A 13,188-nucleotide genomic window follows, 5' to 3' on the forward strand; every position below is an offset into this window, starting at 1 on the left:
AGTCTAAAATTCGAGGTGCAGTTCATTTGAGAGGTCACTCTTTTTTTAGATGTTTTTATTTAAAAGTCTTAAACCGTTTAAAATCACTAAAATTGTACTACCTTCATGCCCGACAACGCCTAAAGGTAAATCTATTGTTTGTAGGAAGTTTGAGATAATAAGCAATGCGATAACTGAAATGGAAAATGCAATATTCTGCTTGACTGTTTTTTGCATTTTACGTGAAAGTTTAACCGCATAAGCAATTTTAGAAAGGTCATTTTTCATTAATACAACATCAGCTGTCTCTAAAGCAATGTCTGTTCCTTCACCCATTGCAATACCTGTCGTAGCTGTTGCTAGGGCAGGGGCATCGTTAATACCATCGCCGACCATTCCGACATGTTTGTACTTAGCCATTAAATCCTTCATATGTTGTACTTTTGTTTCAGGTAAGCACTCTGCAATATAAGCATCAACACCTGCTTCATTTGCTATCACTTTCGCCGTATTTTCATTATCACCGGTTAACATAACTGTGTGAATACCTAGCTCTTTAAGAAGAGCAATTGCGCGTTTTGCTTCTTCACGAACGGTATCTTTCATCGCAGCAATGGCAACAATTCCTTTTTCATCACGAACGAAAATAACCGTTTTACCTTCATCTGCTAAGGAAGGTGCAATACCATTTGCAAAACTCATCGCATCTTCATGACCTACGAAATCGGCTTTCCCTACTTTATAACCAATGTCATCGACAACTGCTTTTAGACCCCAGCCAGGTACGTCTTCAATTTGCGCTTTATGAAAGGTTTTTATTCCTTGTTGTTTCGCAAAAGTGGTAATCGATTGAGCAAGTGGGTGATTTGATTGTGATTCAATACCAGCAACAATTGAGAGCATTTGTTGTTGATCCAAACCATCACGAACTATAAACTCCGTGACAACTGGTTTCCCTTTTGTTAGTGTTCCTGTTTTATCAAATGCAATTGCGTTTAATACACTTAAATTTTCTAAGTGAACGCCACCTTTAAATAAAATACCGCTTTTTGCACCATTAGAAATGGCTGAGAGTGTTGCTGGCATAATAGATGCAACGAGAGCACAAGGTGATGCAACAACAAGTAGCACCATTGCACGATAGAAAGTAGTTGTCCAATCCCAATCAAGTAAAAAGTGGGGGATGAACATCATTAGGACAACAGTAATTAAAACAAATTTTACATAAGTACCTTCAAATCGTTCAATAAATTGCTGAGAAGGTGATTTCTCATCTTGAGCAGATTGTACAAGGTCAATGATTTTCTGGAATAGTGATTCGGAATTTGGTTTCGTCATTTCCATAGTCACTGCACCACTCATATTAACAGTTCCCGCGAATACTTCATCACCTTCAAGTTTAGTTACTGGTAAAGCCTCACCGCTAATAGCGGCCTCGTCGATAGCGGTAGTTCCTTCGATAATTACTCCATCGGCAGGAACACGCTCACCTGGTTTAATAAAAAGATGGTCACCTTTTTGCAAAGTAGGAACAGAGACGCGAGTTAGTTCACCTTGATCATCTACTAACCAGGCTTCTTCAGGCTGTAAATTCATAAGTGCTGATATTTCCTTGTGGCTTTTATTCATTGCATACGTTTCAAGTGCACCGCTTACTGCGAAGATGAAGATTAAAATTGCACCTTCAGTCCAATAACCAATGATTGCAGAGCCGATTGCCGCTAAAATCATAAGGAATTCTACATTTAGTTCCTTGTTAGCAATTGTCTCTTCAACACCTTCTTTAGCTTTTGCAAAGCCTCCGATTACAAAGGCAAGGACGAAAAATGGTATGGATAAAGTGTTCAAATCACTTTTTTCTAGTAGCCAGGCTATTAAAATGATGACACCTGAAGTTAATGCAGCAATTAGTTCAGCATGTTCTTTTAGTTTCTCAATTAGAGAGTGATTTTGCTGTTTTACAGTTTCCATTGTCATACCTCCTGATAATGAATATCAATATCAAAATCTTTATTAATGAATAAAACTGGCTAACCACAAGGGTTTACCAGTAATTTTTACAATTATTTTTAATTTAGAATCATTATAACATAGAGGTGAGAATTGTGGAAGAGTATTGTTTAATAAATGTTAATTTATGAGAAATTGTGCATCTAGATAATAAAAAAACTCTCGAAAACTGTCAGTAGTCTTCGAGAGTAACATTTATATTCTATTAAAATACGCGTTCAGCATGTAGAGCTAATTTATCAAGAGATGATTTTTGAACGTCTGCGTGTAAAGAGTTACCGTGAGAGTCCATTGTTACAACAGCTGTGAAGCCTTCAACTGATAAATGCCACATTGCTTCTGGAATACCAAATTCCATTAAGTCAACGCCATCAACTGATTTGATACAGTCAGCATAATATTGTGCAGCCCCACCGATTGCATTTAAGTAAACGCCACCGTGTTCAGCTAAAGCAGCAAGTGTTTTTGGTCCCATACCGCCTTTACCCATAACAGCGCGGATACCGAATTTTTTCATAATATCGCCTTGATACGGTTCTTCACGGATAGAAGTTGTAGGACCAGCAGCTTTTACTGTCCAATTGTCATTTTCATCTTTTGCCATTACTGGACCACAGTGATAAATGATTTGGCCGTTTAGATCAACTGGAGCATCATGACTCATTAAGTGATGGTGGATAGCGTCACGGCCAGTATACATACGACCAGTGATTTTAACTACATCACCAACGTTTAATGAACGAATTTGTTCTTCAGAGATTGGTGCTGTTAGCTCAACGACTTTTTTCTCTGATTTTGGTTCTTCTGTTTGGGGTTCATCTTTGAACGAGATTTTCTCGCCGTCTTGGTAATGCCAGTTTTTGATTTCGCCAGTAGTAGCATCAACATCGATTGCCATACGACGGTAAGCCCAACAGTTATATGCTACAGATACATAGAATGATGCCGGAATACGGTTCATAACGCCAACCTTACAGCCAAGTAAAGTTGCTTCACCACCGAAGCCCATAGTACCGATACCTAATGTATTAGCCTTTTCAAGTATATAATCTTCTAATTTGGCTAAATCAGGATTTGGGTTTGTATCATCAACGTTACGGAATAATTGTTCTTTTGCTAGGTCATATCCCGATGAGCGGTCTCCACCAATTCCAACACCGATGAATCCAGCAGAACAGCCTTGTCCTTGTGCTTGGTAGACAGAGTGAAGAACACATTTGCGGATACCATCTAGGTCACGACCAGCTCGTCCAAGTCCTTCTAATTCAGTTGGTAGGCTGTATTGAATATTTTTGTTTTCACAGCCACCACCTTTTAAGATTAACTTGATTTCGATGAAGTCATTTTCCCATTGTTCAAATTTCATAACAGGTAGACCTTCACCTAAGTTATCACCACTGTTTGCACCAGTTAATGAGTCTACTGAGTTTGGACGTAACTTCGCATCAGCAGTAGCTCGAGCAATTGCTTTTTTTATAACCTTTTTGATTTCCATTTGGTTTACACCAACTGGAGTTTTTAATTTAAATGTTGGAAGACCAGTATCTTGACAGATTGGCGAAATGTTATCGTCAGCCATATGGATATTAGTAGAGATTGTATCTAAACTCATAGCAGCACGAGTACCAGCATTTTCAGCATCTTTTGCTTTTTTTATCGCGCGGCGTACATCTTTTGGTAAGTTTGTCGATGTTTCAGTTACTAAATCATAAATGCTTTGTTCAAGCTTTTCTAAATTCATGTAAATTGCCCCCTCAAATAAGGAAATATATTAATTCCATACTTATTATACTCTTTTCAAAATATGAAAAAAAGAGCGTGAATTCTCGCTCTTTTAGAAACTGATGAAAATGAAAGAAATCATTCATTTTACTTATTGGTTTTCAGGTCTGTCATTGAATTGATCCATTTTATCTTCTAAATCGTCCATCATCTGAATAAGGCGATCGATATCTTCTAATTCAGTAGTTTCAGGGTCGATTGCGTCTAGCACTTCTAAAAAGATTTGAAGACGTTCTTTTAGGTAGGTCACTTGTTGATCTTTATCTGTAATTGATTTACCCATTATTACACCTCATTTCTTCTACCCAATAGTAGCTGATTTATATAGTTTTTTCAATTGAAATAAGGAAATACTAGGACTTATTTAATGTTTTAACATTTTTTATATTTAGAAAATTTACATTATTTAAACATTGTGATAAGGTATATATAAGAAAGGGGAAGGAGGATACTAAGAAAAGTAAATATGAAAATCCTGTAGTAGAGGGAGGGATTTAGCAGTCAACGGCGAACTACCGCTAAGGATTTAAAAGCAACTGCAAATTAAAATGAATAATAGTTATTGTTAGAGGGCTCAGTACACATGTTATTAATGTGAACTGGGCCTTCATTTTTTATGGGAAAAATTATATCGGCTTCCAACATAGTTATGGTAATATTGTACAAGAATTAAGTAATACTTCAATTGTTTTATAATCATAAGGGGGAAGAAATGGGACATAGTACTAATTTTGAAAAGAGAAGATTTTGGATTTTGGTAATTATGGTCTCCATTTCAGGCTTCTCTCAAGGTATGTTATTGCCGCTTGTGTCGGTAATTTTCGAGCAGGATGGGGTTTCTTCTGCTTTAAATGGTTTGAATGCAACAGGTTTATATATTGGGACATTATTAATATCTCCTTTTATCGAACAACCATTACGTAAGTTTGGCTATAAGCCAATTATTGTGGTTGGCGGAGCGCTTGTTTTTTTATCATTATTAATGTTTCCATTATGGAAAAGTATCACGTTTTGGTTTGTGTTACGCTTGCTGATTGGTATAGGAGATCACGCATTGCATTATGCTACCCAAACTTGGATTACTAGTACAGCACCAGCACATCGCATGGGTAAAAGCATTGCAATTTATGGTTTATCATTTGGTCTAGGTTTTGCATTGGGACCTTTATTTGTCCCATTGATGAAAATTTTCGAAGCGTTACCATTTATCGTCTCGTCTCTTCTTTGTATAGTAGCATGGTCGCTTATTTTCTTATTGAAAAATGAGCGTCCAGAGTCGATTCAAATGTCCAAAGGAGACGAAAAAGCATGGGGACGTTATGTATCGACATTAAAATATGCATGGGTAGCATTTTTACCACCTTTTTGTTACGGCTTTTTAGAGTCCTCATTAAATGCATTGTTCCCGGTTTATGCACTACGACTTTCATTTGATGTAGCCATGTTATCTATTATTTTGTCAGCTTTCTCGGTAGGTGGGATTATCTCACAAGTACCATTGGGGATGCTGGGGGATAAGATTGGACGTCGTAAAATTCTATTAATTGCTTTAGCAGGTGGGGGAGCGATGTTCGGTATAGGCAGTTTCCTCGAGGGATCTGAAATTATAGTAGCTATAGTCTTTTTATGTGCAGGGCTTTTTGCAGGTTCACTCTTCTCATTAGGGATTACATATATGACAGATTTAACTCCTAAAGAATTACTGCCAACTGGCAATTTATTATGTGGAATATTTTTTAGCTTAGGTAGCTTGAGCGGGCCATTTTTAGGCGGACTCTATTTACAATTTGTCACCGAGTATAGCTTCCTATTACTTGTATCAATCATGTTGCTAATTGTCTTTTTCATCTCTTTAATTGGAGGAAGAACTGTAAAGCAAATAATATAATGTAGGGTCTTTGTCACTTATTAAAGTGACGAAGGCCTTTTATATTGGAAAATTAAGAAAAAAATCAGATTTCCTTTAAACTTCCTTCATTTCTGTTTGGTTTAATAGAATTGAAAGGAGTTGTTTCATGTGAAGGCAAGAAAGTTGAAAAGAAGAGCTAAAATAGTGATTGTACTATTAGTATTAGGTGTACTATGGACTGCTAATTTATTTATAAATGATAAGCAACAAATAATTGAGGGAGAACAGGGGTTATTTAGTGAAAATGCTATTCTGGTTGATTTAAATAGTGGGAAAGTTTTGTTTGTGTAGATTATCATATTAAGTCGAACGAAAGATAAATAAAAAATAGCTCAATCGGGTACACATTAGTTAACGCCAATCAACTAATAAAGGAGTGCTCCCGATGAGCTATACACACATTTTACCATGGGAACGTGTTTTAATCGAAGAATATAGACTGGTTAATAAATCTATTTCCTATATCGCAAAACAACTAAAAAGAAGCAAAAGCACGATTAAATACGAATTGGACCGTGTCTGCCCTTACAATGCACTTCAAGCGCAAATGGATTATGAAAATAAGCGTGAAAACTGTGGTTGTAAGCCCATGGTTGATTTAGATGATATCAAGTATATTCTTGTCCATTTAAAGAAAGGCTGGTCGCCTGAAATGATTGTTGGACGATATGAAAAAGAACACAAAAAACCATTCGCTATAAGCGTTTCAAGTATTTACCGATACGCAGCAGCAGGACTATTCCAATTGTCTCAAAAGCTCCTCATCCGTAAAGGAAAGAAACTGAAAAACAACCAAGAAGAAACACGTGGAAAAATGCCACAGTTGAAAAAAATTCATGCACGACAGGCTCCACGAAGCGAAATAGGACACTGGGAAGTAGACACAATAATTGGTAAAGGTCACAAAAGCCAGATTCTCACACTTACAGAACGTATGAGCAGATTTACAATCGTTCAAAAATTAGCATCTAAAACTGCCTACGAAACAGCTAAAGAAATTATATCTCTTCTGAAAAACCTCCCCAAAAAACTAGTGAAATCAATAACAGCCGATAGGGGAAAGGAATTTCACATGTGGATCGAAATTGAAAAAGGACTGGAAATCCCATTCTACTTTTCAGATCCTGGCGTCCCAGGTCAACGTGGAACTAATGAAAATACAAATGGTCGAATCCGACGCACATATCCAAAAGGAACCGACTTTAACAAGTTAACTCGAAATGAAATCATGACGTTTCTTTTGAATTTCAATCAAGTACCTAGAAAAGTTCTTAATTTCAATACGCCTTTTGAGATATTCATGAGTTATCTGCCATGTTCGACTTGAATTGACAATTTACATTGATAAACAAAGTGAGGTGGAGATTTATCCTGCATCTCTAACCAAAATGATGACCGCTATTTTAGCAATAGAGAACTTACCTGATTTAGATCAACGAATCACAATTCCTGATGAGATGTTTGATAAAATCCGCGCTGAAAATGCTTCAGTAGCAGGATTTGCCGCACAGGAACAGGTTAGTGTACGCGATTTATTATACGGCAATATTTTACCATCTGGAGCGGAGGCATCCATTAGCTTAGCTATTGCTGTTTCTGGCTCAGAGAAAGACTTTGTAAAGATAATGAATGATAAGGCTAAAAAGCTTGGTATGAATGATACACATTTTATGAATGCGACAGGTTTACAAGATAGTAAGCACTTTTCGACTGTTAAGGATTTATCGAAGTTATTACGTTATGCCTTACAGAATGAAAAATTCTATGAAGTGTTTACCGCAAAGCGTTATACAACTTCTGCAACAAATGTACATCCAGATGGAATTACTTTTAACAGTTCAATGTTTGAAAGACTGCCATCTACTTCTATTAAAGGCGGCACGATTTTAGGTGGCAAAACAGGCTATACAGATAAAGCAGGTCTTTGTTTGGCAAGTTTAGCTGAAAAAGATGGCAAGCAGTATATATTCATTACAACGGGAGCACCTGGAAATCATAATACGGAGCAGTTTCATATGACGGATGCTATTACGGTTTATAATCAACCATTCTAATAATAAGGATTGTACTTGTGAGTGCAATCCTTTTATCGTTGCGAGAGTGATATTGTCAATATATGATAAAGACAATAAGGCACTTGAATATAGTGGAAAAGGAAGTGTGCAATGATTACTGAAACGAGAAATAAAGTGGATTTCGAAAAGGTTTGGCAAGAAGGGATGAAAGATTGGTCTGGGAAGATGCCCGAGCGTATGATTAATGATGACTTAGAAGAGCAGTTTTGGGCACGATATATTGAAAAAAATGAAGGTAAGGAGAAAGATCCTTATGCAGAAGATGTCTTTAAAGAACTTTGTAAGTTTATTGACCAAACTGATACCGTTCTAGAAATCGGACCTGGTTGGGGGAATTATACGTTCCCACTTGCGAAGCATGTAGAGAAGTTAACTTGTGTTGATAGTTCTGCAAGTATGATAAATTATTTGCAAAATAAATGTGATACCGATCGTTATAGTAATATTTCCTTCATTCATGAAAAGTGGGAGGATTATCAGAGACCTGAGCAATACGATATTGTTTTTGGGATGAATTGTTTTTATCGTATATATGAAATAAAAAGAGCTCTTCAACAAATACATAATAGTGCCAGGAAGTTAGCCATCATTGGTGTGACTTTTGCTCCGATGCGTCCGCATTATATTGATTTACATAATAACTTCGGCTACTCGTTAAAGTATCCTAGAAGAGATTATATAGATTTGATGAATATTCTTTATGAGCTTGATATCCATACTAATTGTCAGATAGTAGACTTGGAGAAAACGTATACGTATGATTCTTATGATGAAATGATTGAAGCTAATAGTGTGAAGCTATTGACGCCAAATGTAGAACGGTCGCAAGTTGAGGAAGCCGTGCAGAGATATGTTGAATACAAAGAAGGTCAATATATATATAAACATCAATTTAAAGCTGCCATTTTGTATTGGAGACCTAATAGCTTATAAAATAGAAAGCTGTCCTCATTAAAAGGCTAAAGACTGTAGGGAAACTCGAAAGAATTGATTTGGGGGTGTCCAAGCAGGCGATGCTTACTTTTGTTGCTGCAAATTTAAAGAAACTCGCCAATTGGACTTGGCAAAGTCCAATAATGGCATAAAAGAGGATCTACAATAACCAATATATATAAACAAAAGACATTCAGGATGTGAGTATTCTGAATGCCTTTTGTCTGCTTATTTTAGTTTGAATTGTGCAATCGACGATTTTAACTTACTAATTTCATCTGATAATAGCGTGGCAGATTTAGCTACAATATCGATGACATCTTGTTGTTCATCAACCGAAGCAAATACTTCTGTAGAAGCTTTGGCATTTTGATCACTTACCTCAGCAATACTTTCAATTGCAAAAGTGAACATTTCCGTAGAAGCCATTAAAATGTTGACGCTCTCTGTTACATCCTCTATAGAGGTAATAATGGTACCTACATTCAACTTTATATCTTCAAAAGAAGTTTCTGTATTCGAAACAGCCTCGTTTTGTTCTTTGACAATTGCAGATGTTTTGTCAATTTCTTGATTTGCTAGTAAGGTTTCATGTTCAATACCACGTAGTGTTTGTTGAACGCTTTCTGTTGAAGATGCAGTTTGCTCAGCTAGTTTTCTTACTTCGTTCGCAACAACGGCGAACCCTTTACCATGTTCACCAGCTCTAGCGGCCTCAATGCTTGCATTAAGAGCCAGTAAATTTGTTTGAGCTGATATTTGATTAATCGTTTGAATAATATTTTCTATGTCTTTCATTTTTGAAGAAAGGGATTGGAATACTTTCTGAACATGATCTACTAGGTCAGCTGATTTTATCGATTTCTCTTTTAATAATGTTAAATTGCTAAGCCCTTGTTCATTAGAGTTTTGCATCTGTTCTGAAGATTGTTGCATATACTCATTTTTTTGATATAGATTTTTTATTTGTTCAGATATTCCTACGATAACTAGCTTAGTTTCCTCTGCATCTTTTGCTTGCTGTAATGAGCCTGCAGAGACATCCGATACAGCACGTGTGATTTCTGTAGTAGAAGCAGTAGCCTCTTCTGATACGGCTGTTAAAGTTGTAGAGGCATCTTGAATATCATTTATTGTCGTATCGACTTCGCTTATTAATGTTTTTAATTGTGTTACCATCACGTCAAAATGGCCATTTAATTGACCTAACTCATCTCCGCGTTTTAGTTCATGTAATTGAACTGTTAAGTCGCCAGTAGAAATTTTATTTACTTTATTTGTTAGTTTTAAAATTGGATTGCCGAAATGTTTTGCTAAAAAGAACATAACAATAGTAGCGATGATAAATGATACAATTAATGCAATACCCATGACGACAAGTAGTTGTTGTGAGGATGAGTTGAAGTCTTTTTTGTAGCTTCCGGCGCTTACAACCCAACCCCAGTGCGGATCAATTTCTGCATATGTAATTTTTTTAGCAAGCTTCTTTTCATTATCAGGCAGGTGGAATGGATATTCGACAAATCCGCCACCGGCTTGTGCATTTTTTATAATTTTTTGGATAAAATATTGTCCACTACTATCTTTTAGCTCCCAAGATTGTTGATCTTCTATATTGGGGTGGGCAAGCATTAAGCCATCTTCTTGCAAAATGAAGATATAACCACTTTTTCCTAAGTCACCAGGGTATGTAATCTCTCGGTGTCCATCCTCTGTCTTTTCACCAATGATTTGAACCTTCACAGCTTCTTGTGCATCTTCTAATGACAAGTGTCCTTTTTGTACTTCAGCATCAAGTGAAGCGATTAGTTGCATTGTCGTCTGTACACTATTTTTAACAATCGTTTCACCTAGTTTATCCATATTAGATTTTGCACTTTGATAACTGAAAAAGCCAATAATAATACAAGGTATTGCGACAAGAAGAAACGAACTTAGCATGAGCTTCCATTGAATTGAGTTACGTATCCTTTGCATTGAGACCCCTCCTTCATTGTAGAAAATATGTTAATTCTATTATGAATTCGCGAACTATGATAAGCAATGAGAAAATTCATAGAAAATTGTAATATTTTATCACTAATAAGGGGGAAATGTTTTATTTTAGAAAAATACATTATGTTATTTGTAGGGATTTGTCCTTTATTTGTCATTAGTATTTAGGGATTTAAGTCTATAGAAGAGGCAAAGAAGAACAATAAAAAAGACTGAAGCTCATAAGAACTTCAATCTTTTTATACATTATTTTAACGTTAATAAAGTGACTGACTCAACATGTGCAGTTTGGGGGAACATGTCAATCGGTTGAATATATTGAATGTCATATACTTTTGTAAGCTCCTGTAAGTCCTTAGCTAAAGTTGAAGGGTTACAAGAAGTATAGACAAAGCGCTTAGGTTTAACTTGTACAATTGTATTTAGCAGACTTGGCGCAAGACCAGTTCTAGGAGGATCTACTGTTAGTACGTCAGGTACGAATTTTTCTTTTCGCCATTTCGCTAACCATTCTTCAGCAGAGCCTTTCACGTATTTAACATGCTCAAAGCCATGTTTTTTCGCATTAAGCTTAGCATCGTGAATACTTTCAGGAATAATATCCATCCCACGCACTTCTTTTGCGTCTTTTGCCAACCAAAGACCGATTGTACCAACGCCACAATAAGCATCGACAACAGTCTCTTTCCCTGTAAGTGCAGCCGCTTTTTTAATCTCATTATAGAGATGGACAGTTTGTGTAGGGTTAAGCTGGAAGAATGCACGAGCTGATAAATCAAAAGCCAGTTCTCCAAGTTCTTCGTGAATTGTTTCTTTTCCAGCTAGTGTATATGTCTCGTCACCAAATATTAATGAGGTTTTTTCAGCATTAATATTTTGTACGATGGATACGACACTTGGATTAATTTGTTTTAGACGTTCAACGAGTATTTCTTTTTTAGGGAAGTTTTTTCGTGTCGTAATAAGCACTAGTTGTATTTCACCTGTTTTTATTCCTGTACGAACAACAATTGTACGGACGATTCCTTTTGAGCGACCATCGTAGATTGGAATGTTTAGCTCATCTAAAATATGTTTTGTCGCTGTCGTGATCTTCGTTGTTGCTGGGTGTTGTACAGAGCACTCTTCAATGTTCAACAGCTTGTGGCTATTGGCAGAATATAAGCCAGCAAGTACTTTATTGCCAGGCTTACGTACTTGGAATTGGCTCTTATTTCGATAATGCCAAGGATCTTCCATGCCAATAGTAGGTCGAACATTGATTTTATTTGCTTGTGATTTTACATACTTTGTTAGAGCTTGTACGATGACATCTCGTTTTGCTGCTAATTGTCCTTTGTATGTTATATGTTGTAGTTGGCAACCACCACATTCCTCATAAACTGGACATGGTGGTGTTTGGCGTATTGGTGATTTTTTGTGAATTTTCACAACGTCAGCTTCTGCAAAGTTGCGATTTACTTTCGTCACTTGTGCAATGACGTCTTCACCAGGAAGCGCGCCTTTGACGAAAACGACATTACGTTTATAGTAGCCGATGCCTTCACCATTAATACCAAGCCTTTTAATTGTTATATTGAGTTTTTGTCCCATTTCCATGATTGATTGTTGCGTCAAAAATTACACGTCCTTTTTCGCTATCTTCCTTCATTATAACGAACGGTCGTGTGGATTGAAAGAACCAGCTAAGCCAGCTTTTTCGTTTACAAGATTATTGATGGAGTCAAATCGATAACCTTTCTTGCGTGCCGCTTCGATGAATTTTGGTAAAGCTTCCGCATTATCAGGTGACACTGTATGCATGAGGACGATGGCCCCAGGGTGTAGCTGTGACATAAGGTTGTCATATGCATATTGCCAGCCTTGAGGTTTGTCAGCAAGCCAGTCTTTAAAGGCAACTGACCAGAAAATGTGTCTGTAGCCAGCATCGTTACCTACTTGAAGTAATTTTTCATTAAACGAACCTTCCGGTGGTCTTGCGAATATAGTTCGTTCAACTTTTGTAATCTCTCTTAGCTTATCATCAAATTTCTTCCATTCTTTTAACATTTCGTCTTCACTTATTCTTGCCATATTCGGGTGACCATACGAGTGATTTCCAATATCATGACCTTCGTCAATCATACGTTTAACAAGAGGGGTAGCGCTCGTTAAATAATGACCTGTTAGGAAAAATGTTGCTTGAATTTTTTCCTTTTTTAAAGTATCTAGTATGCTTGCTGTATAGCCATTTTCGTAACCATTATCGAAAGTTAGATAAATAACCTTTTCATCTGGACTTCCTTTATAAAGGGCGCCGTACTTTTCTAAGGTTTGATCAAATGCTGCACCAGCTTCTGCTTGTTGTTCGTTTTGAGCCTTTTTAAAACCCCAATGAAGTTCATCTGCAAAAGCGCTAAATGGATTGACGATGGCACCAACAAAAACGATTGCACTTGCAATGACAATTCCGAGCAAATGGTTTTTCCACATAAAAACGCAACCTTTCTATTTTTAATAGTAGGT

General features: G+C 36.6%; 11 protein-coding genes. 5 read left to right on the forward strand and 6 right to left on the reverse strand.

Going from position 1 to position 13,188, the window contains the following annotated elements; genetic code table 11:
* Positions 1-45: 45 nt before the first annotated feature.
* From ACZLO7_RS03735 to ACZLO7_RS03745, 3 genes are all read right to left on the reverse strand, one after another.
* On the reverse strand, positions 46-1,950 hold the full coding sequence (locus ACZLO7_RS03735; RefSeq protein ID WP_464939183.1) for a heavy metal translocating P-type ATPase: 1,905 nt from the start codon (positions 1,948-1,950) through the stop codon (positions 46-48).
* 244 nt (positions 1,951-2,194) lie between these two features.
* Positions 2,195-3,730: a fumarate hydratase gene (locus ACZLO7_RS03740; RefSeq protein ID WP_464939182.1), complete on the reverse strand. Its 1,536-nt coding sequence runs from the start codon at positions 3,728-3,730 to the stop codon at positions 2,195-2,197.
* Between the two features lie 132 nt (positions 3,731-3,862).
* Positions 3,863-4,054 carry an SE1561 family protein gene (locus tag ACZLO7_RS03745; protein ID WP_464939181.1) on the reverse strand — a complete coding sequence of 64 codons (192 nt, stop codon included), beginning with the start codon at positions 4,052-4,054 and terminating at the stop codon, positions 3,863-3,865.
* Between the two features lie 429 nt (positions 4,055-4,483).
* Here ACZLO7_RS03745 and ACZLO7_RS03750 point away from each other — a divergent pair, with 429 nt between their 5' ends.
* The 5 genes from ACZLO7_RS03750 to ACZLO7_RS03770 all read left to right on the forward strand — a co-directional run bounded on the left by ACZLO7_RS03750 (position 4,484) and on the right by ACZLO7_RS03770 (position 8,688).
* A complete protein-coding gene (locus ACZLO7_RS03750; protein ID WP_464939180.1) occupies positions 4,484-5,659 on the forward strand; it encodes an MFS transporter in 1,176 nt (391 codons plus the stop codon).
* A 129-nt stretch (positions 5,660-5,788) separates the two neighbouring features.
* Positions 5,789-5,971, forward strand: a complete 183-nt coding sequence (locus ACZLO7_RS03755; protein ID WP_464939179.1) for a hypothetical protein — start codon at positions 5,789-5,791, stop codon at positions 5,969-5,971.
* A gap of 94 nt (positions 5,972-6,065) precedes the next feature.
* On the forward strand, positions 6,066-7,007 hold the full coding sequence (locus ACZLO7_RS03760) for an IS30 family transposase (RefSeq protein ID WP_511261353.1): 942 nt from the start codon (positions 6,066-6,068) through the stop codon (positions 7,005-7,007).
* A gap of 1 nt (position 7,008) precedes the next feature.
* Positions 7,009-7,734, forward strand: a complete 726-nt coding sequence (locus ACZLO7_RS03765; RefSeq protein WP_464941183.1) for a D-alanyl-D-alanine carboxypeptidase family protein — start codon at positions 7,009-7,011, stop codon at positions 7,732-7,734.
* 111 nt (positions 7,735-7,845) lie between these two features.
* Positions 7,846-8,688: a class I SAM-dependent methyltransferase gene (locus tag ACZLO7_RS03770; protein WP_464941184.1), complete on the forward strand. Its 843-nt coding sequence runs from the start codon at positions 7,846-7,848 to the stop codon at positions 8,686-8,688.
* Between the two features lie 228 nt (positions 8,689-8,916).
* On the opposite strand, the gene ACZLO7_RS03775 is transcribed toward ACZLO7_RS03770, so the two are convergent.
* From ACZLO7_RS03775 to ACZLO7_RS03785, 3 genes are all read right to left on the reverse strand, one after another.
* Positions 8,917-10,665 (reverse strand): methyl-accepting chemotaxis protein, encoded by a 1,749-nt coding sequence (locus ACZLO7_RS03775; RefSeq protein ID WP_464941185.1) that lies wholly within the window; start codon positions 10,663-10,665, stop codon positions 8,917-8,919.
* 264 nt (positions 10,666-10,929) lie between these two features.
* Complete coding sequence (gene rlmD, locus ACZLO7_RS03780) at positions 10,930-12,300, reverse strand: 23S rRNA (uracil(1939)-C(5))-methyltransferase RlmD (protein WP_464941186.1); 1,371 nt, start codon at positions 12,298-12,300, stop codon at positions 10,930-10,932.
* A 33-nt stretch (positions 12,301-12,333) separates the two neighbouring features.
* Positions 12,334-13,155, reverse strand: a complete 822-nt coding sequence (locus ACZLO7_RS03785) for a polysaccharide deacetylase family protein (protein ID WP_464941187.1) — start codon at positions 13,153-13,155, stop codon at positions 12,334-12,336.
* Positions 13,156-13,188 lie beyond the last annotated feature (33 nt).

It is taken from the genome of Viridibacillus sp. d25.2 (genome assembly GCF_055456015.2).